18 protein-coding genes are annotated in these 20494 nt (G+C 59.6%); 7 read left to right on the top strand and 11 right to left on the bottom strand.

Annotated elements, in window-relative coordinates; genetic code table 11:
• The first annotated feature begins 49 nt into the window (after positions 1-49).
• Positions 50-2398: a 5-methyltetrahydropteroyltriglutamate--homocysteine S-methyltransferase gene (gene metE / locus AGR7B_RS17180; RefSeq protein ID WP_080858148.1), complete on the top strand. Its 2349-nt coding sequence runs from the start codon at positions 50-52 to the stop codon at positions 2396-2398.
• 189 nt (positions 2399-2587) lie between these two features.
• On the opposite strand, the gene AGR7B_RS17175 is transcribed toward metE, so the two are convergent.
• From AGR7B_RS17175 to AGR7B_RS17145, 7 genes are all read right to left on the bottom strand, one after another.
• On the bottom strand, positions 2588-2821 hold the full coding sequence (locus AGR7B_RS17175; protein WP_065657079.1) for a hypothetical protein: 234 nt from the start codon (positions 2819-2821) through the stop codon (positions 2588-2590).
• Positions 2822-2915: 94 nt separating this feature from the next.
• The gene (locus AGR7B_RS17170) at positions 2916-3353 is read right to left on the bottom strand and encodes a helix-turn-helix domain-containing protein (RefSeq protein ID WP_003520859.1); all 438 of its coding nucleotides are present in this window, start codon (positions 3351-3353) and stop codon (positions 2916-2918) included.
• A 123-nt stretch (positions 3354-3476) separates the two neighbouring features.
• Positions 3477-4622, bottom strand: coding sequence for a hypothetical protein (locus AGR7B_RS17165; RefSeq protein WP_080857424.1), 1146 nt, complete (start codon positions 4620-4622; stop codon positions 3477-3479).
• Complete coding sequence (locus tag AGR7B_RS17160; protein WP_080857423.1) at positions 4619-5332, bottom strand: TfuA-like protein; 714 nt, start codon at positions 5330-5332, stop codon at positions 4619-4621. The genes AGR7B_RS17165 and AGR7B_RS17160 overlap by 4 nt, the downstream gene beginning before the upstream one ends.
• Positions 5329-6525, bottom strand: coding sequence for a YcaO-like family protein (locus tag AGR7B_RS17155; protein ID WP_080858147.1), 1197 nt, complete (start codon positions 6523-6525; stop codon positions 5329-5331). The genes AGR7B_RS17160 and AGR7B_RS17155 overlap by 4 nt, the downstream gene beginning before the upstream one ends.
• 37 nt (positions 6526-6562) lie before the next feature.
• A complete protein-coding gene (locus AGR7B_RS17150; RefSeq protein WP_003520863.1) occupies positions 6563-6991 on the bottom strand; it encodes a hypothetical protein in 429 nt (142 codons plus the stop codon).
• Between the two features lie 8 nt (positions 6992-6999).
• Entirely contained in the window at positions 7000-8952 is a 1953-nt protein-coding gene (locus AGR7B_RS17145) for an AfsR/SARP family transcriptional regulator (RefSeq protein ID WP_162934189.1), read from the bottom strand.
• A gap of 172 nt (positions 8953-9124) precedes the next feature.
• On the opposite strand from AGR7B_RS17145, the gene AGR7B_RS17140 reads away from it, so the two are divergent.
• The 3 genes from AGR7B_RS17140 (at position 9125) to AGR7B_RS17130 (ending at position 11426) form a co-directional block, all read left to right on the top strand.
• A complete protein-coding gene (locus tag AGR7B_RS17140; protein ID WP_080857422.1) occupies positions 9125-9616 on the top strand; it encodes a hypothetical protein in 492 nt (163 codons plus the stop codon).
• Positions 9617-9778: 162 nt separating this feature from the next.
• Positions 9779-10087 carry a hypothetical protein gene (locus AGR7B_RS17135; protein WP_236775008.1) on the top strand — a complete coding sequence of 103 codons (309 nt, stop codon included), beginning with the start codon at positions 9779-9781 and terminating at the stop codon, positions 10085-10087.
• Between the two features lie 424 nt (positions 10088-10511).
• Positions 10512-11426: a TIM barrel protein gene (locus tag AGR7B_RS17130; RefSeq protein WP_080857421.1), complete on the top strand. Its 915-nt coding sequence runs from the start codon at positions 10512-10514 to the stop codon at positions 11424-11426.
• A 78-nt stretch (positions 11427-11504) separates the two neighbouring features.
• Here the strand turns inward: AGR7B_RS17130 and eglC are convergent, their stop codons facing one another.
• A complete protein-coding gene (gene eglC / locus AGR7B_RS17125) occupies positions 11505-12902 on the bottom strand; it encodes an endo-1,3-1,4-beta-glycanase EglC (protein WP_080857420.1) in 1398 nt (465 codons plus the stop codon).
• A gap of 275 nt (positions 12903-13177) precedes the next feature.
• On the opposite strand from eglC, the gene greA reads away from it, so the two are divergent.
• Positions 13178-13660, top strand: coding sequence for a transcription elongation factor GreA (gene greA / locus AGR7B_RS17120; protein ID WP_080857419.1), 483 nt, complete (start codon positions 13178-13180; stop codon positions 13658-13660).
• Between the two features lie 9 nt (positions 13661-13669).
• On the opposite strand, the gene AGR7B_RS25980 is transcribed toward greA, so the two are convergent.
• Positions 13670-15088 carry an O-antigen ligase family protein gene (locus AGR7B_RS25980; RefSeq protein WP_162934188.1) on the bottom strand — a complete coding sequence of 473 codons (1419 nt, stop codon included), beginning with the start codon at positions 15086-15088 and terminating at the stop codon, positions 13670-13672.
• A 130-nt stretch (positions 15089-15218) separates the two neighbouring features.
• Positions 15219-16556, bottom strand: coding sequence for an SGNH/GDSL hydrolase family protein (locus tag AGR7B_RS17110; protein ID WP_162934187.1), 1338 nt, complete (start codon positions 16554-16556; stop codon positions 15219-15221).
• A 411-nt stretch (positions 16557-16967) separates the two neighbouring features.
• Here AGR7B_RS17110 and AGR7B_RS17105 point away from each other — a divergent pair, with 411 nt between their 5' ends.
• Both AGR7B_RS17105 and AGR7B_RS17100 read left to right on the top strand, forming a co-directional pair.
• A complete protein-coding gene (locus AGR7B_RS17105) occupies positions 16968-18116 on the top strand; it encodes a glycosyltransferase family 4 protein (protein ID WP_080857417.1) in 1149 nt (382 codons plus the stop codon).
• 55 nt (positions 18117-18171) lie between these two features.
• A complete protein-coding gene (locus AGR7B_RS17100; protein WP_080857416.1) occupies positions 18172-19272 on the top strand; it encodes a glycosyltransferase family 4 protein in 1101 nt (366 codons plus the stop codon).
• A 21-nt stretch (positions 19273-19293) separates the two neighbouring features.
• Here AGR7B_RS17100 and AGR7B_RS17095 read toward each other — a convergent pair whose 3' ends face one another.
• Positions 19294-20493 (bottom strand): glycosyltransferase family 4 protein, encoded by a 1200-nt coding sequence (locus tag AGR7B_RS17095; RefSeq protein ID WP_080857415.1) that lies wholly within the window; start codon positions 20491-20493, stop codon positions 19294-19296.
• Position 20494: the final 1 nt, after the last annotated feature.

The raw sequence follows: 20494 nt of genomic DNA, 5'->3' as shown, positions 1-20494 counted from the left end.
TGCGCGCGTCCGCTTTACCCATGCCCCCACAACCAAATGGGGTATGACAATGCCAGACAAGACCATTCCAGTCGCATCGCTCGGTTTTCCGAGGATCGGACGCCATCGTGAACTGAAGTTCGCGCTTGAAGGCTTCTGGTCCGGCAAGATTTCCGAGACGGAACTGCTCGAAACCGCAGCCAGGCTGCGCGCCGAAAACTGGGCGCTTCAGCGTGGGAAGGGGATTACCCATATCCCGTCCAACGATTTTTCCCTTTACGATCATGTCCTAGATACAGCCGTGATGGTGGGCGCCATTCCATCCCTCTATGGATGGGCGGGTGGAGATGTTTCCCTCTCCACCTATTTCGCCATGGCGCGCGGCAGCCAGAGCGAAGGGCATGCAGGCTGCGGCAATGGGCATGAAGGACATTCGCATCATGGTCAGGGCGTTCCGGCACTGGAAATGACCAAATGGTTCGACACCAACTATCACTACATGGTGCCGGAGGTTTCAGAGGATCAGCACTTCGTGCTCACCTCGCAAAAGCCGGTCGACCACTTCCTTGAGGCGAAAGCGCTCGGTATCCATACGCGTCCGGTCATTCTCGGCCCGGTCACGTTCCTGAAGCTTGCCAAGGCGCGCGAGGCAGCCTTCAAGCCGCTCGATCTGCTGGCGAGGCTGCTGCCCGTCTATGAAGAGCTGCTGCGTCGCCTGCGCGCGGCCGGTGCGGACTGGGTGCAGATCGACGAGCCGGTCGCCGTGCTCGATCTTTCCGAGGGGGAGCGTCACGCGCTGGCTGTGGCCTATCGGGCTTTGTCGAAGGCCGCGCCGGATCTGAAAATCCTGCTCGCCACCTATTTCGGTGGGCTTGAGGACAATCTCGAAGCCGTCGCAGCGCTTCCGGTCGCGGGCCTTCATATCGATCTGGTGCGAGCACCCGATGCGCTGGAGGCGGCGTTAAACGCGTTGCCGGAAAATCGCGTCCTGTCGCTGGGTGTCATAGACGGCCGCAACATCTGGCGCGCTGATCTCGCTGCAATCATTACCCGATTGGAACCCGCCATCGCGGCACGCGGTGCGGCGGCGTTTCAGATCGCGCCCTCCTGCTCGCTGCTGCATGTCCCGGTCGATCTCGAACTGGAAACCGGCCTCGATGCCGATCTCAAAAGCTGGCTTTCTTTCGCCACCCAGAAGCTCGGCGAACTTGCCACGCTCGGCAAGGCTCTCGGTGAGGGCAAGGTTGCTGTCGCGACGGAACTGGCGGCTGCCTCCAAGGCCGTTGCCGCGCGCGCATCCTCACCGAAGGTAACGGACGCCGCCGTGCAGAAGCGTATTGCGACGATTGGCGAGGCCGACAGGAAGCGGGCGAGCCCGTTTGCCGAGCGGCAGAAAGTGCAATCGCAGGCCATCGCGCTGCCGCTTTTCCCAACGACGACCATCGGCTCTTTCCCGCAGACGCCGGAGGTGCGCAAGGCCAGATCGGCACATTCCAAGGGCGCGCTGACCGATGCGCAATATGAAAAATTCCTGGAGAAGGAAACCGAAGCGACCATTCGCTGGCAGGAGGAAATCGGTCTCGACGTTCTCGTGCACGGCGAGTTCGAGCGCAATGACATGGTGCAATATTTTGGCGAACAGCTTTCCGGCTTCGCTTTCACCCAGCATGCATGGGTACAGAGTTACGGTTCGCGTTATGTGCGCCCGCCCATCATTTTCGGCGACGTGTCGCGTCCGAAAGCGATGACGGTTCGCTGGTGGGAATATTCGCAGTCGCTCACCGACAAACCCGTCAAGGGCATGCTGACCGGGCCGGTGACGATCCTCAACTGGTCCTTCGTGCGCGACGATATCGCCAGAAGCCTGACATGCCGCCAGATCGCGCTCGCCATCCGCGATGAGGTCAATGATCTCGAAGCAGCCGGCGCGCAGATAATCCAGATCGATGAGGCGGCTCTTCGTGAAGGACTGCCGCTTCGGCACCGGGACTGGCCGGATTATCTCGGCTGGGCGGTGGAATGCTTCCGCATTTGCTCCAGCGGCGTGGGTGACCGCACACAGGTTCACACGCATATGTGCTATTCCGAATTCAACCAGATTATCGATGCCATTGCTGCCATGGACGCCGACGTGATCTCCATCGAGACCTCGCGTTCGAAGATGGAACTGCTGAATGCGTTTCGGACCTACAAATACCCGAACCAGATCGGTCCCGGCGTTTATGACATCCACTCGCCGCGCGTGCCGGCGGTTGGAGAAATGGTCGATCTTCTGGCGCTGGCGCGAGAGCGGCTTGACGACCGGCAGCTCTGGGTCAATCCGGATTGCGGCTTGAAGACGCGTAAATGGGAAGAGGTGAGGCCCGCTCTGGTCAACATGGTCGCCGCCGCTGCCGAGCTTCGCCGCGCGGTGCTTTGATATGAATGGAGGCCCGGCGAGAACCGGGCCTCCATCATGGCTTACGCCTGAAAATTGGGGGAGGGCATATGAATGCCTCTCCGGGAGGATGGAGCCAGCCGGACAGGCAGAGAGAACGTTTCCGGGCTGCGACTGGAGATCGGTATGGAAACGCTCAATCCCGGCGAATCTACGCCGTTACGAAAGCGCTCAATGCAGATCGGCTTGAGCGAAGGCGCCGACATTCAGCTCTGCGCTTACCGGCGGCAGACCCTGCTGATTGATGTCCTGGGCCAGCGACAACAATGCCATCTCAAGGAAATAGGTCGACATGCCCAGTTCCAGAGATTTCGAGCGCTGGCAAAGATAGGAAACCATCCGCCCGAGCGCCAGAATCTCGTCTGCATTGTCCTGTTCAAGTATATCTGTGGTAGACGCCGCCATGATTCCCTCTCGACAGTCGACAGTATGAAAACGCGATGATGTTGCGTTGTTCATTTTCGACCACATCGAGCGTCACGCGAGCGTCACACCTGCGTCAATCGTCGTTTTTGTCCGCCGGCGCGGCGGCATTTTCCGCCGCTTCAGTGGCGGCGAGCGATGTAACGAGAGCGACGATGCTTCTGCGCACAGCGGCGCTCTTGATGCGCGAAAAGGCCTGGTTGAGCGAGAAGCCTTCATTCGAGGCCACGAAGGTCTGCATGGCATTGATCGTGCCAAGGGCCGGATTGGCGGGGTCGCCATCGGGCGTGGCATTGGCGAACAGGGAGCTGACCTCAACGCCGAGAATCGACGCAATGGCCTGCAGACGGGACGCGCCGACACGATTGGCACCCTTTTCATACTTCTGGACCTGCTGGAAGGTGATGCCCAATCGCCCGGCCAGTGCACTCTGGCTCATGCCGAGCGACTTGCGGCGCATTCTGATTTGTGCGCCGACATGGACGTCGATCGGGCTGGGTAGTTTGGCGTGCATTACAAATTCCTCCGGTTGAGGTTCCTAAATCCGATGATCAATTAATATCGTTGAAGGTATACATTCAACACAATTTCCACGGGTATTATGACGCTTTATTGACGAGATTGCACGATTTTTCGTTCATAATCGCGTGTCCGGCCCGCGATTTATTATTTTTGTTGCACAACGCAACGCCCCGTTGCGGCTGGAAAGATGGCTCCATCCGGCCACGCCGATGGTCTGAAAGCCCATTCTGTCCCAAATTTCTCGGTTCATTGCATCGAACTCCTCAAGCGACTCGGTATCGCCGAAATGCGGAATCCAGACGAATGGCCGTTTCTGACCGGAACGTATGACATTTTCAAGAAGGACATTGTTGTAAAGTCGGGGCAGGCATTTGTTGGTGTCGATGGCCGGCGAAAGCGGGATGGGATTTCGTTCTATCGCAAAGCCCTGTCGCGCGAGCCAAAGTGACGAGGCGTCCAGTTTTCGTTTCAGCTCGGTTGCGGCGCGGGCATTGCATCCGCCATGCGCGACAGGGTCGGCAACGAGCAATCGCGGCCGGCCGCCGCTTCTCAGACCGGTGACTGAAACGAACTGGTCAACGTGGAAGCCGCATTGGTGCATTTTTTTGCCGGCAATCTCCGCTCCGCAAGTTTCCATCGCGGAAAAATCGGAAGAGACCGGGACTTTGCCGAGATCTTCCGGCCGATATCCGAAACTGAAGATGTTTCTGCCGTCGAGAGCCTGAATTTTTCGCCACCGCTGCGAAGGGATGGCCGCATTCCTTCCTATCCCCCTGTCATCCTGCAGGCTGGCATGGCCCACCAGCCGAAAATCCGGGCCGACAAGCTGGTTGCCGCCTGCCAAGGCGACATCCGCATGCGTGGTTGCCGCTCCCAGATATTCGGCCAGGCTGACGCCGATGGCCTTCTCCGCCACCAGGACGAATTCTGTCGCGGGATCAATCGCACGCACATGGAAGATGTCCTGTATCCAAGGATGCGAAACGCTGTCATTTCCGGCAAGGGGTATCAGCTCGGTGCCGCAGGAGGCTGGCAGGCTGCCGAGCCAGTCTCGCGCTGACGCGAGACTGGCTTGATCGGTCACGATAAAAGCGGTGATATCTGCGGGCAGGGCCGAGAGCAGGTTTCCGATTGGAATGAGCGGTGAAACAGTGTCAGTGGCCCTGTTTTCCGCAAAAAAAGCGGCGGGTAGTGCGAGCGCAATCGTGCGGATCAGCCCGCCGCAATCGGGCATAAGAGGCAGGGGCTGGATGGCGCTCAAGACCTTTTGTCCCCTGCCGCCTGCCTTGCTGCCAATTGCTGGAAAAACATCGTATTCTGAAGTTTCCATGATGGCGGCGGTGGGGATGGCAACGTTTCGCCCGTGAGCATTGCCAGAAGCCTGGCCGCATCGTTTCTTTTGACGGAAACCGCATTCGCTGCGAGCAGATTTGCCGTCTGGGAGCCGAGGCCCGCTTCCGCGGCGACGGCGCGCCATGTCCTGCGGGTAAAATGCAGATTGTTGGCTGCGCAGGTGAGCGCGTCATATTCCTCTGGAGCGACCGTCTCGCGGCAGACGGCGAGCGTCGCCTCGGCATCGACCAGCGCGACTGTCAGCGGGCGGTAATCGAGCGCGCCGGGTGCATGGCTCACCGCCACATCGGCATCGGAAAAACGCCGCCCGTCGCGATAGGCCTCGAAAATCTCGCCGATGCCGATCATGCCGAAGGGGGCGCATTCCGCCGCCCTGAGCGCCCCCATGCTGGCGGCGCCGAAAAGGGTAACGCCGCTCGCCAGTGCAAACAGGATTTCCTTGTGCCAGACGGCGGCGCAATCGCCGTAAAGCCCGTCGATCAGCCCGATTGTCCCCACACCTTGCCGAGCCGCATCGAAAATATCGCCGCAGGCGGCCGGACCGCGAAGATCGAGACCGGACATATGTTCGCCTGCGATGCCGTGGATGGACGGGCCTGCAAAAACCACCGGCTTCATCCGAGGCCTCCGACGGTCAGCAGGTGATCGAGGGTGCGCTGCGAGATGTGTTGCAGGCCGCCGCCGGCCGGAGCAAGGCCGCTTGCCAGAACCCGCACCACATGCAGGCCGGATACCTCCGTTTCCAGCGGAAAGACATAGATATCCTCGATGCCGCCGCCGAACAGGTGCGTCGTAAGCTGGTGCCATGGCGGCGAAGACGCGTCATGTATAAAATCGAGATTGGCCGGCACCCTTTCCATCGGCTGCACGCCAGGGGCCAAAGGCCCGGCCGCAACCATATCCCGCTGGTAGCGGAGGGGGGAAAGATCGTCCCTCGCGCCGCTGATATCGGTCAATCGCGACTGGATCGCCTCCAGCAAGGCTGCAATGGCAGCGCTATGGATATCAGGCCGGCAGGCGGCCCCGGCGGCGCTGCGGGTGGCAGGCCCGTCCTGCGCCTGAAGCGACCGGGGAAGGCTTGCCATCACCACCGGCACGCCAAGCCCATTCGTCATGTCGAAGAGGGACGGCGGCAGGCCGATATCCGAAAGGTGCTGAACAAGACCGTCGAAGGAAGGATCGAGGCCCGTCGGAATGAGGATCGGTCGCGGTGCGATGGCGCGCGTCTCGAAAGTGTCGACGAGAAAGCAGGCATCGTTTTCAATGAGTTCGAGCAGGGCATGGAGGACCGCATGGTCATGGTCGAACCCCGCCGCGAGCCCTTGGGAACTCATGTGGAAGGCCTGCCGGTCCCATGGGAAATCCACCCGGAAATCCATGCCGACAAGTTCGTAAGGCGCAAAAACCTCCCCCTGCCGGCGAATGGATGTGCCCTTCACCCAGGCGCGTTCTTTTCGCGGATCGAGCGCGTCGCAATCGACCCTGCCGACGGTTTCGAAAGGAATTAGAGGAGTTCCCTTATCCCGCATCTCCTGAACGGAGCTGAAGGCGGCGATATGTTTACGGGTTTCTTCCGCGACCGCGCCTTCGATCGCCTCCATGATCGCCGATAGCCGGGCCTGTTCCGCGACAAGCCCCTTGCCCTGCGAGACGGACAGCCCGCGCGAATTGGGCCGGGCCGCGAACCAGACGGGAATGCCGATAATATCGAGGCCGGTCACGTCGCCGACACGGGTAATCCCGAACCGCCGAAGCAGTCCGGGATCGAAGAACGAAGCGTCGACATGCCTTGAAGCCGCTGTCGCTGATATGGGAGCATCGGCGCCGGTCAAGGCTGCGAGACCGCGATCAGGGCGCCGTGTTGCTGTCGTCGGCAAGGATGGCGTCGAACAGCTCGCCGGTGACGGAGCCGGCCGGGCCGACAGCCTTCAGGGCCGCTTCGATCGGCGCCTGTACCATGCGGTTGAAATCCCAGCCGGCGTCGTTCACTTCGCCGATGAAGGCGAAATCGGCTTCGGAAACCACTGCGCCGCCGGAGACGAGGGCTTCGATGCCCTGGATCTGAACCTGGTCCAGTTCCGCTTCCGGCTGGCCGTTCTGGCGAACGAGCATGGACTTTGCGGCGGCTGCCACGCGGGCATAACCATCCACGCCGGGATGGCTGGCTTCATAGGCGGCAATCGTCTCATGCGACACGGACGCGACCCTGAGCGGCGCCGTGCGAATGAAGAGAACGCCGAAACCCTTTTTTCCGACAATGAAGAAATGCGAGGACATAGTATCTCCTATTTAATCCCAGCTAATCGAAGTGCGTGATAGAATTTTTCATTCGCTATCGGGTCCCGGTCTGGAGACAGGCTGCTGATCTCCCTCGCCGTCATACCCGGATAGTTTTCCTGAAGCCTGTTGCCGGATTCCCGGGCGGAGGCCAGATCGCCATGCAGCGCGTGGCTTGCGGTGAGGACGCGCAGCGCAGGCTCGTCATTTTCCATCCGCCCGCACAGTTCCACCGCCGTGCCGTAGTCCTCGCGCTTGAAAGCGATGCTGGCGCCAGCCCACCAGTAGATGTCGGGCGCCAGCGGATTGAGGTCGATGGCCTGCTGGAACTTCTCCCAGGCGATTTCCGCATCGCCGAAATGAGCGAGCGCATCGGCATGCTGGAGCAGGAGGTCGGCCGAATTGGGCGCCAGCGCCTCCGCCTCAAAGAATTTTTCGGCGGAGATGTCGAAGTCCCGCTGGTAGAGCGCCACCACCGCGCACATCCAATGGCCAACACCGAGGGCGGGGTCGATCTCGACGGAAGAATCGGCCTCCGCCTTGGCGCGGTGCAGGAGATGGGGGTCGTTTCCGCCCAGCATCAGCCATTCCAGCTGCAGGCTTTGTGCCACGCGGGCGCGGGCAACCGCCATGCTGTGGTCGAGATCGACGGCCTTGCGGAACATCGAACGGGCTCTTCTGAGAAGCGGCAGATCGCATTTGCCGCGCAGAAGCTGCTGGCCTTCCAGCAATTGCCGGTAGGCCTCGCCGCTATGGTTGCGGTCGGGCTCCACCTGAAGCCGCTCGATTTCGCGGGCAAGCGCCGCCGCCACCTGTTTGGAGAGCAGCCGGAAGGCGGCGTGGATATGTCGTTCGGTCAGGACCGCTTCCAGTGACCAGACGATTTCACCGCTCGCATCCTCGATCAGCGCAACCGACATGCGGGTTTCGTCGAACACGGTCGAAATGATGCGGTAATCCGCCCGCAGCATGGCGTAGCCGTCATCGGCCCGGTCATGCGCCAGCGCAAAGGTGCTGTGCGGCGAAAGGACGGTGAAGGTGCGGTATCGGACAAGACTGTTGGCGACATCCTCGACGAAGGCTTGCATGACCGGCGAGACCGGCTGTCCGTCGACCCGTGCCGGGCGCACGAATGCGACGCGCGGTTTTGCCATTGATTTTCGGCGACTGCCTTCTTCCGGCTCGGCGGGGGCCGTTATCGTGGTGGTCAGACTTTGTATTCTCCGCCTCAGCGCCACGGTTTCCGCTTCCGGCGAACGACCCTCCTGACGAAGCTGCTCCATCAGAAGCTGGTACATGCCCTCGCAGGCGCTGATATTTCCGATCCGCGCATAGGCCGCCATGGCGGCGCGGTAGGTTTCTTCGCGCTCCGGTTCGATCTTGCAGGCGCATTCGGCAAGTCTGGCGATGTCGTTCGAGCTAGCGCGGCCGAAGCGGGTCAATTCCTCCAGAAGCTGGGTGTAGCTCGAAAAGAACAGGTCCCTGAGACGGCGGCGCTCCGAAAGCAGCCAGAGATAAAGATGGTCCTGCCCGGCCTCCAGCCCCTCCAGCAACTCGCCGCCGAATTCGAGCAGCGCGTTGAGCCGCCGCATCGGGTCTTCGGCCCTTGCGCCGGCAAGGAAGATGGCAAGGTCGGTGCGCTGAGCCAGCTTGCCGGCCTTCAGGTCGTTTCCTTCGGTCAGAAGGATGGCATCGTCCTCATTGGGCAGTTTCTGTAGGCGGAGAATGAGCTGCCGCAAATTGCCGAGAGCCCTTTTCTGCTCGACATTTTCCCACAGCAGCGATGCGGCATGCTGGCGGGAAAGGGACTGGTTCGGCGCAAGGATGAGGGCGGCGGTAAGGGCGAAGCCCTTGGACGGGAAAAATGCCTCCCGCACCGCATCACAGCGCGGGGTGCCAAAAAGCCGGATCGGTATCAGTTCAGCGTTCCCAGCCACTTTCGTCCCCTCATGAATCATCATCTAACAACGTGTCCGGGAAATTGAAAGTCATCATAGCGTTCCATTTGACGCTGGTGTGACGCGGCCTGCCTATTGTCGCAGACAGAAGCATGAATGACGGGTGGAAAACAGCGGACATGCGACGGGCAGGCATCGGGAATTTTCGACAGTGATAGCGTTTAACGGAAGCTACATGGCCTTCGAGCCGCGTATCGAGCCTTACCAGCGTGCCGACGATGTCGGATATGCGGTCAGTGAATTCATGTGGTTCAAGGGCCGTCCGTTCTATCCGGTCTCGGCGCTGGTCCATGCGAAGGTCGCGCATGCCAGGCTGTCGGCGGAAAAGGGCGACGAAGAGGACGAGGATAATCTCGATATTCTCTTTCGGATGCCGTTGGTGGCGGGCGGGCACTTTTTCGAGATCGTGCTGCGTTCGAATGAGGGGACGTCCTACGGCGGCTGGGTGTGGGGAGAAGAACTGGAAATCCTGAATGAATTCGTCAACGGCTATCGCGTTCTGGCGGGCAAGTTCGACGACAGGCTCATCCGGTTCGAATATTCCAGGCGGTTTCAGCGTTACCGGACGATCGAGCCGCTGCCGGTGGAAAAATCCGTCTTCCTGATCCAGCGGGAGGCAAAACCCTATGCGGGCAGGCGTGGTCTGCCGGGAGTCCCGATGGCCTGACCGCGGGGGGCGCTCTTTGGGTTAACGGGCGGAAGGCATGGATGCGCGTATTGCGGCATGTCCGGTAAAGCACGGCTTTATCGGAAGTCACCCGGGAATATTTTTATTTTTATTGTGTGGAACATTATGATGCCCAATAGAGGTCAAGTGCGTAACGGGGGGATGTCATCGCAGCTTGTGGCGGTGAATTGCGTTTCCGACGACGATATTCTTTCCGATGCGGAGAGCGTTGAGGACGAGCCGCGCCCGCTTCTGCGCAGCGACAGGCTCTATGTTGTCAGCGAGCCCGTTTTCCAGACATTGCCCGCATCCGCCGTCGGCGATGATCGAGCCGGAAAAGAAGCGTCGGGCGGGGCCGAAATCCGAAACAGGATTGTCGATGCCGATATCAGGGCCGCAAAATGGGCCTGGGCGATATTGGCCATCGCGCATTGCTGGCTGATTTATTTCATGGTGCACAATCTCGGTTAGCACCTCCCGCCGGAAGACATCCGGTTTCGACCTCTGGCGCGCAGGCCTATCGCCGCAATTTGCGGCCATTTCGCCGTTTGAGCGGACCCGAGTGTCCGCAACCTGACCTTTTGACAGCCTCCCGCGCACTTCTTCACGATGCCGCCGCCTGTCCGGCCGCGAACGCCCGCTCTCCCTGCTGTTTGCCTGCGGAAATGTCATAAAGCTGTAAATGAAGAAACTTAATTGAGTGATCGGTTTCAACGGAAACGGATCATCATGTCCCGGTCGCTTTTTACCAACACGGCGGCGACCTGGGACTTTCTTACGACATCGCATCGCCCGGGATAGACGACGTCAATATCGACCGCCCGGACCTGTTTGAAGTGGCGTCGCATGTGCGGCGTCTGAACTCCCATGACCTTCTTGCCCTGGAGATGACGAAGTGAGCAATCTTATAGGTACCGGCTTCAACGCCGACTCGGATGATGGCGAACTGGCCACCCTCGAATGCGATCTGCGCGCGCTTGCCGAAATTGGCTGCGATACCGTGGAAATCGCCGCAACAAGCCTCGACATGATCGCCGGCGGCCGGATCATCGAAGAGCGCGCCGACCGTTTCGTGTCGCTCGCAAAGCAGTTCGACTTCCGCTACACCGTGCACGGTCTCGTCTCTTCGAATTTCATGGATCCGGTGACATGCCGTTACCAGATCGATGCGGCCAAGGCGCTTGCCGTTCTATGCGACCGTATCGGCGCGGGCATTCTCGTCCAGCATAGCGGCGCGCTGCGTGCCGACCAGATCGCCGAACGGGCCGATGCAGACAGCCGCGAGCGGGAAGCGCTTTTCGAACTGGCGGAATTCTGCCGGCCCTATGGCGTGCGCATCGCCCTTGAGAATATCTTCTCCACCGAACCCGGCCAATATCGCCAGACGCCGGCCGAAGTGGCAGAGACCGTGAAGGCTGTCGGTCACGACAATCTCGTTGCGCTGATCGACTTCAGCCATGCCTATCTCGAATCCACCTATCGTGGCCTCGATTTCCGCCATGAACTTCGCGCCATGGCGCCGGTTGCCGGCCATCTGCATGTGCACGATTCCTTCGGCCGCCCGCAGGGCTTCTATCAGCCCTATTTCCCGCAGGAAAACACAGCACTCGGCATCGGCGATCTGCACATGCCGCTCGGCTGGGGCGATATCGACTGGCAGGACATCTTCTCGGAACTTTCCTTCCTGCCCGATACCGTACTGATGATGGAAATCGGCCGCCGTTATCGCGCCGAACAGCCCGCAAGCCTGGAAACGGCGCGGCATCTGATCGCGCTAAATAGCGCCCGCACCCAACTCGCGGCCGAGTGATGGGCCTGGACGAGGCGTAAGCCGACAGGCTGATGTTTGAAACACCGGCAGTCCCCATGCGACTGCCGGCGTTTTAATTCATGCGGCCCAGTCGGAGAGTGAATAGGCCCTGATGTAATCGATCATCATCTGCGAGCCGTCGCTGAAATCCGCGTCCGATGGCGTTCCCGCAGTACCGCCGACGGCAAGGTTGACGACCATATACATGGGGTCATGCATATCATCGGGCGTATCCGTCTGCGCCACGGCGACATCGTCGAAATACCAGGTTATGTGCTCGGCATCCCACAACAGGCCGTAAGTGTGGAACCCTTCGGTGCTCGGCACGCTGACATTGTTGATGACTGAGGTCTGTTCACCGGTGGCGTTGGAATGAGCGGACATGATGAGCGTATTGGGGTTCTGACCGCGCATTTCGATGACATCGAGCTCCGGCGGCCAGGAACCGTCTTCGGGCAGGAGCCAGAAGGCAGGCCAGGCGCCCCGGTCGGTCGGCATATCGGCGCGGATTTCGAAATAACCATAGGTCTGGCTGAAGGAGGAATAGGTGTTCAGCATCCCCGAGGTGTAATCATACCCCTCGACCTCGTCGGCAATCGACTGCGGGGTCTCCTCGGCGGTAATGGTCAGAACGCCGTTCTCGACGCTGAAAGGGTTGACCTCCGATGTGCCGGCATAAGTGGGGTTGATATACCATTGCGCCTCGCCATTCGTCGTCAGCGAGCTTCCCTTTTCCGGCGCCCACCAATATTTGGCGTCCCAGGTGCCCTGATCGCCGCTGCGCAGCGACAGCGTATCGAATTCATCGGCAAAGGTCTGGGTGAGGGACGATCGGTCGAGGCTGAGTTCGAACTGGTCGGCCTGAAGGTCGTCTATGGTCGTTCCAGCAAGAACGATGGTCTCGCCATTCGAAAAATTGAGCCACAGGTCGCTGCCTTGCTGCGTGGCGCTGCCGACAAGCTGATCGAAAGAGGTGATGCCGTAGCCATTGAGCCGTATCGTGTCATTGGCGCTGAAATCCGTGATGAGATCGGTGCCGTTGCCGCTCGTGAAAACAAAGGTGTCGGCCCCGCCGCCGCCGATCAGCACGTCGTTGCCGGCCCCGCCATCGATCGTCTGGCTGCCCGACCCGCCGGTAATGATATTGTCGAGCGAATTGCCGAAGGCATAACGCCCGTCACCCGTTACCCGCAGATTCTCGAAGTTGTCGGGCAGGGTGTAACTCATCCAGGTATCGATGGTGTCGATACCTTCCCCGGCATTTTCGGCGGCGCGATTGATGCTCGAATAGAGATAATAAATATCGTCGCCCGTGCCGCCCGCCATGGTCACGTTGACGGAACTGTCGCCCCACATGGAATCATTGCCTGCGGTGCCGGTGAGCAGCGGGCCGGAACCCGTGGCGGAGAAAAATCCCGTGGAACTGCCGCTGTAATAGAGTGTGTCTCCAAGCGCATTCACTACTGTCCGGGCCATGAACCGTCTCCTGTCCGTTAGCGTTGGTGTCTCACTCCTCCTGCTGCACACCCTAACAGGGCAAAAAGCCTCCTGTTAGGCCGAAATATGAGGGGTATGTTCCGTTGCGGTTGCATTCAGCTGTTGAGGAGGTGCGTTGTCATGACCCGCTTCCGCCTGTTACATATTCCTTTTTGAACCGGCGCAGCACGGTCTTGCGGTGTCCCTGCGGGCGGTGGCAAGATTGGGGCGGGTCGCAAATATGTCGCTAGGCATATCGGAATGGAGTGTCAGGATTGAGCGTAGCCTTCACCAAGGAAGACAGTGCGGAAACCGCAGCCGAAACCGTTCTGCCGGATCGGGTAATCTCGCCTCATCCCAATCTGGTAACGCAGTCCGGGCTGCAGGCGCTGGAAGAGCAGTTGCGTCTGGCGCGCGAAGCCTGCGAGGCGGCCAATGCCATTGAAGACATCAATGAAAGACGACGCATTTCCGCCAACTCGCTGCGCGATCTGCGATATTTCTCCGAGCGGGTCCGCACCGCGCAGTTGATGCCTGATCCGCCAGCGGATGGCGTCGTCGCTTTCGGAAGCCTGGTGACATTCAGCCGCGATGACGGGCGAACGCAACGGTTCCGGATCGTCGGCGAGGATGAGGCCGATCCCGCTGCGGGAACGATGTCCTATGTTTCCCCGGTTGCAAGGGTGCTGATGGGAAAAGCGGCCGGCGATCTCGTCAGTTTGGGCGGTAGGGAGATCGAGATCGTCGACGTCGCCTGAAGCGTTCGGTCAGAACATAGGCGGACTTAGACCCGGCCTGTTTCCGATGAGGCTTCCTTTTTCCCGGTTGCGGGCATTGTCTGCCGTTCCGAGCATCCGCATCATCGTGTTTTTCAGGAAAAGTCTGAAGTCCAGATCAATGGCGGCATAGGCAAGCGCAAGTCCCACATGGGCCATGAAGACGGGGTTGAAATTCAGCTCTTCAAATTGATAGCCGATAATGACGCCGATTGCCGAATAGGCGAAAAAGCCGATTTTCCGTTTCCGGAGAATTACATAAAAGAGCGCGAAGGCGCTCATGATGCAAAATCCCAACCCGGAAGCATAGGCGGTGGCCATAAAACCATTATGTGGCGTGCCGATCCTCGATATCTGCGCAAGTTCTTCATATCGCGCGGTAAATCCTATGCCCAAAGGATGTTGGAACATGACCTGAAAGCCGCCGGTGATCGTCTCCCACCGCTCATGCAAGTTGTTGCTGCTATTGCTGTCCTCGAGAAAACGTTTCGAAAAGGCCTGTTCCGCAAAGTCGAAAGCGCCGAGCGGCAACACGGCGGCGATGACGAGGGCGCACAAGGCAAAACCGAAATAGGTGCTGAGCAGCATTTTGACCGAAAAATTCCGGACGTAGAAATAGAGTCCGATGGCAAGGACGGCAAACACCCCCGAGCGGTTAAGCGTAAGGGTAAAGCTGGCAAGATATACGAGCAGAAACACGGCAAACAGTGCCGGGCGCTTGTGGCGTTCGGCGACATAGGCCGCTGCTGATCCGGCCAGCGCGAAGGCCGGTCCAGCCGTGTTGCCAACGGGCCAGATGCCGCCTGCCTTTTCGACGCGCAAAAGCAGCGGCGTTATCTCACCTTTTGCCGCAAGCTCCAGCACGCCCGCCTCATCGAACATGAACGACAATCCGAGGGAGGCGAGCTGGTCATGGATGACGATGTCCAGGAAAAGCAGGATCGTCACCGCTATGAAGCCCGCAAATACGCCCCAGCAGAACAGTTCGAGCAGGTTTTCCTTGAACAGCATATAGGCAAAGAACAGAAAATAGACCGCATAAAAATAGGTCATCGCCGTCGTGTAAAACTCGCCATCACCGCGCGCATCTGCAAAGAGCGTCGTAAGAACAAACAGCATCGTCAGCGGGAGAAGATAAAACAGGATAATCGACAGCGTCAGGCAGCGAATGTAAAGCAGGGCGATGACGGGCAGCGTCATCAGCACCAGCATGTCGGTAATGTTGAGGAAACGCAGGCCGATATTGCTGGTCGCCACATTGCATTGAATGAAGAAGCCAATAGCGAAAACGAATGTCGTGAGAAGGATGCCGGGAATGTTGATTGTCTTTGAAGGATAAAGCGGCATTGCCAAAACAAAACCCGGTATAGCGGGCTGGCGCGATGCCGCATGATTTGCTGGTCTTTTCATCCGCGGTCTCAATCTTTTGTAAGCGGATTTCGACCGTCCACAGGACAGCGCTACCGCGTGGCAATCAATATAATATGGCGGTTATTAGTGGGCTCGATGACGTCGCCGCGCAAGCTATTTTATCGTTTCTTCATGAGATCAGATTGCCTTTCGGCAAATCCCCTTCGACCGCGATGATGCGCTGAATGTGAACTGGTTCATTCGAGGTGGGCGCGCTGGTACCGAATGCCGGAAGGATTCGCAGATAGAAACTATACCCCGCCGGGTTGATGTCAGGCTCGATGGCGACCCCGTTGGCGATCGCCCACATCCAGCCGCTATTGCCGGCGATGTTGGCACCTCCGAATTGCAGGGCGGAGCAAACGATTGTCCGGACTGCGCCACCGCTTTTTGCAACCAAGGTGATGTATGGCAAGCGCTGCCTCTCGTTATTCTTGTAAAGTACGGCAAAAGAAACGGTCCTGCCTATCATCGATATGGCTTCCGCGTTACGGAAATTGCGCGTAAGCCCGGCGATCTGGCTGCCATTTGGATAGAGGGCGAGGCTGCTTGCGAAGGACGGGGAGAAGGTGATGTCGGTAGCTTTGGTGGCGGAACCTGGCGAGGTCATGCCCCAACCTGTCGGAACGGAACCAGTCCAATCGGTGAAATCGCCATTGCCGATGAGATTGGCGGCGGGCAGCTTTGGCCAACAAGGTGTCTGGAAGCTGTTATCGCGTGCCGATACCAGATAGGTATCGAACAGGGTCCGGGCAATCAGCCGGGAGCCCGCCTCGTTTGGGTGAATATTGTCCCGATAAAGGGCGGCGTCCTTGCCCTTCGCCAGAAATGCGGCATGCGTATCCACCAGCGTGAGGTTCGGATGGGCTCGGGCCAGGTCGAGGATTGCCTGATAGACCTTGTCGTAACCCGTCCCATCCCGCCACGGGTTCTGCGTGGTGATGAGTTGCGGAGCATTTGGCCACTGCCATTCGGTCATTCCCAGCGGTCCGAGCAGGGCGGATCGTCCAGAGCTCAAAATGCCGCCGGGCGCTTCGAAGGTCTGCATATTGTGGCCCTGATGCATGATGCAGAGATCGGGACGGGGAATATTCAGCGCTGCTGCGCGCTGTTCCGCAAGCATGTAACCCGCCATGCCGCCGGGCAGCGTCGCAAGATAGAGCGTCAGCGTCGCCTCCTTGCCGGCGCGCAGCGTGACTGGGGCTGCATAGGTTTTTGGACCGGTGGGGGCGCTCGTCTCCCATTCCGCCCAACGGTATAAAACAACAGTCGTATCGTGCAGATCGCCAAGCATCATCGCAAATTGTTGAAATGGTCCGGCTTCGGCATGGGCGGTGCTGTCGCCGTTCACGAAGATCGTGGCATTCTGGCCGGCCGCCAGACGGGCCCGCAGGGGCGAGAACGCGGTCAGGGAAAAACCGATGTCACCCATGTTTCGGGGACGTATGCCGAGCGTTAAGCCGATCATGCCGCCACCTCTTCCGTTCGCGCCGTATATATGCATATGTTGTGTTCGGGCGGTGTCATCGTTCGTTCTCCTGGTCTGGCTTCAGAATAGTTCCGCCACGAGGACCGGGGAAAAATGCCGGGCGCGAAACAGAAAACAGCGCATAAAAACGAGCGTCAGGAATTTTTATCTGGTTTCGTTTGAAGTATAAAAATAGAATATTATTCTAGAATTATTGTTATTATTGAATTTTATTACGAGAAAAGGTTTAAGGCTGGTGTTTTTATCTGGCGACATGCGGTTCCACGCAGCTTTCGATGAAGATATTCACGTCGCTTTCGGGCAGGTTCGTTCTTTTTGCCGGCCGGCTGTTCATGCCCGCAATCACAGACAGGTGCATCGTCGGTCCTCTCATCCGGCAGGAGAGACGCCATGACATCTGCTCTTTTCGTCAGCCATACCGGAGAGAAGGGCGGCGCCGAACTTTTTCTGACGGACCTCGTCAAGGCGGGCCCGCACTCCTGGCGCGCCTGTTTTCTCAGTGGCGGTGCGGCCGCAGATGATCTCGTTGATGCAGGGCGGGCTCCGATCATGCTGTCTGCCGGAGAAAAAATGCTGTCGATCCGCCGCAACGCGTCCTTCGGGGCCCTGTTGCACGGGGCGGCCGACGTGATGGCGGTTGCCTGGCAATTGAGCCGGGAGGCGAGGCACTATGATGTGATCTGCGCCAACTCGCAAAAGGCGCTTTTTGTCTGTGCCTTGGCCGCGAAGCTCAGCCGCCGGCCGCTTGTCTGGATTTTACACGATATCGTCACCGATCCGGCTTTCAGCGCCACCAATCGCCGCGCCTCGCTGGCATTTGCGCGCCTTTTCGCCAGGCTGGTGGCTGTCAATTCCGAAGAGACGGGCCGGGCTTTCATCGAGGCCGGCGGCGAGGCGGATAAGGTTCGCATCGTTTACAATGGCTTCGACCCTGCGAAAGCAAGGGTTTACGAGCCTGGCACCGCCGCGCGGCTGCGTGCGGAACTGGGCCTTGGTCCGCAACCGCTTGTCGGCCTTTTTGGCCGGCTGAGCGAATGGAAGGGACAACATGTGTTTCTGGACGCGATTGCGGCGATGGAGGGCGTGCAGGCGGTCATCGTCGGCGGTGCGCTTTTCGGGCAGGAGGCCTATGAGGCGCGCATCCGCAAACAGGCGTCCCGTCTCGGTCTCGAGGGTCGCGTCCGTTTTCTCGGTTTCCGCCCGGATGTGCCGGAACTGATGGCGGCGATGGATGTGGTTGCTCATACCTCGATTGTTGCCGAGCCCTTCGGCCGTGTGGTGGTGGAGGCCATGATGTGCGGGCGTCCGGTTGTCGCCACGCGCGGCGGCGGTGTTACCGAAATCATCCGTGACGGCGAAACCGGCCTTCTCGTGCCGCCGGGGGATGCATCGGCGCTGGCAGCGGCGATCGGCTGTGTCCTGTCGCAACCAGCACTGGCGGAAAGGCTGGCGCAAAAGGGGCGGGAGGATGTGAGCCAGCGTTTCTCGCTGGAGGAAACCTGCCGCTCCGTTTCCGCGCTGCTCTCGGAGGCGGCGTGAAGTTTCGCCGGGCGATCGACAGGAACAGGCAATGCCGGCAGGCGGAAGGGTCAGGATGCGCATTCTCGTAAACATGCCGAGCCAATATGGTGGCAAGGCCTCTGGTGTGGCCCGCGTGACCTTCAGCCTGCTGGAGCGGCTGCTGGAGCAGACGGGTGATGACTATGTTCTGCGCTCTCCCTGGACGCGGGCGCAACTGCCTGAAAACCTGCGCGACAGCCGCTTGCAGCTCATCCAGATCCCACGGCCGCGCGTCATGGTTTTCGATGTGGTGCGTCAGGCCGCGATGCTGCCCGCGCTCTGCCGCCGGCACGGTATCGATGTACTGTTTAATGCCGATCCTTTCGGAAGTCCCCTCGGCGGCAAACGGCGTCTCACCCTTGTTCATGATCTTTATTTCAAAACCATTCCCGAACAGATCGGCTGGCGGGCGACCCTGACGACCGATTTCATCTTTAAGCTGATGATGGCCGGTTCGGATCGGGTCATCTGCGTATCCGAAGCGACGCGGAAGGATCTGGGGCGTTTCTATCCAGCCGCTGCCGATAAGAGCATCACCATTCATTCCGATAGCACGCTGAATGTCGATCCCGGGGTTTTCGACACGCTGCCGCCTGTTCCCGGACGCTACATACTGGCGGTCGGAAACGCGACGTCCAATAAGAATTTCGCTCTCCTGGGCAAAGCCTTTGCCATACTCGGTAAAAAATGGCCGGATTTGCGCATCGTGCATGTTGGCCGCGACGAGGCGGAGGAAATCGCCGGCGCGCTGGACGATCCGGAATTGAAGGCCCGGCTGATCCGGCTTTCCGGCATAGATGACCGGCAACTGGCCGAACTTTACCGTCACGCAGCCTGCCTTTGCGTCCCCTCCACCTATGAAGGCTTCTGCCTGCCGGTGCTGGAGGCGCAGCAGCTGGGATGCCCGGTCGTCTGCTCCAATCGTTCGGCAACACCGGAGATTGCCGGCGAAGGCGCCCTGACTTTCGATCCGGCGGATGCCCAGAGCCTTGTCGACACGCTCGAGAGACTTTTGGATAATCCGGAATTGGCAGAAAATCTCCGCCTGGCGGGTCATGAAAACCGCAAATTATATTCGTGGCGGAAGGCGGCGGAGAGCTACGCGCGGCTTTTCAAGCAAGGAGCCGCAGCCTGAAGAGGGGCGCTGTCGTCACGCTCATGCGGTTTTGCACACATCCGCATAGAGCTTCTCATACGCCGCGACGACCCCTTTGGGCTCAACGCCTTGACGAATTCGCTCCCGGGTTTCAGGTGTTTCCGCAAGCATGGCGGGATTGCGCATCGCCTCTGCCATGCGTGCGGCCAGTTCGGCGGCATTGCCCGGGGCGAACAGGTGTTCCGGCCTGTCCGCGCCGATCTGTTCGGCGACACCCGCAATATTTGAGCCGATGACGGGTACGCCGCGCAAAATGGCTTCAGCGACGGTGCGGCCGAAGGCCTCCGGCCATAGGGGCGGCACGATGAGGCAATCTATGCCGGCGAAGAAACGATCAGCCTCCACATAGCCCGGAAATTCGACAGGCATGCCGGCTGCCTTTTGCTGATAGGCCTCGATGCCATCTGGCGCGCGGCCCGCCATGACCGCCCGCCAGCCCTGCGGCGGCAAAAGTCGCAACGCTTCTATCAGCAAGTCAGTCCCTTTTGCCGCTTCGATGCGGCCCAGATAGCCGAAAACCAGCGGCTCGCCGGGTGTGCGGGGAATGCGCGGTTCTGGCGAACTGGGCGGTGAGATGGCGTTCCAGATCACCGTGCGGCGGCTTTCGGGAACATGGGTGAAAAAACCGGCCCTCACGTGGCGTTCGACGATATCGCGACCGACGCCGGCGACAGCATCGACCGCGCATTGGCAACGCCGGTGGAGATAAGAAAAGGCACGGCATTTTTTGCTGCTGCCATCGCAGATATGCCCGTCATGAAACAGGGAGCCATTGGTGCACATGCTCGTGAAATCATGCAGGGAATGAACCAGTGGAACGCCGCGCTTGCGAATCATCGGCCAGATCAGCGGCGTCAGTTCCGACAGCGAATGGGTATTGACCACGTCCGGCCGGAAATCATCGATGACACGCGCAAGCCGGCGAACGAGGCGCGGATCCAGCTGCACAGCGATCTTATAGTATTTTCGCTTCCATTCCGGTTGTTGCCCCCAGTCGCCGATAAAGAACGGCGTGGTATGCCCGAGGCGGTGAATGGTGAAACCGTCTCGTTGTTGTGCTGCCTGCTTTTCACGCGAGATGGCGGCCACCGCGACGGTGTGCCCCTTATCCGCAAGCCCACGCGCAAGATCTTCCACGAATATTTCCGCGCCGCCCACCCGATCCGGAGAAAACAGCGAGGCTATCTGCAATATCCGCATG

The organism is Agrobacterium deltaense RV3 (assembly GCF_900013505.1).
Classification (GTDB): domain Bacteria; phylum Pseudomonadota; class Alphaproteobacteria; order Rhizobiales; family Rhizobiaceae; genus Agrobacterium; species Agrobacterium leguminum.
The sequence above is the reverse complement of the archived record's forward strand: the minus strand, read 5'-3'. Positions and strand labels throughout refer to the sequence as shown.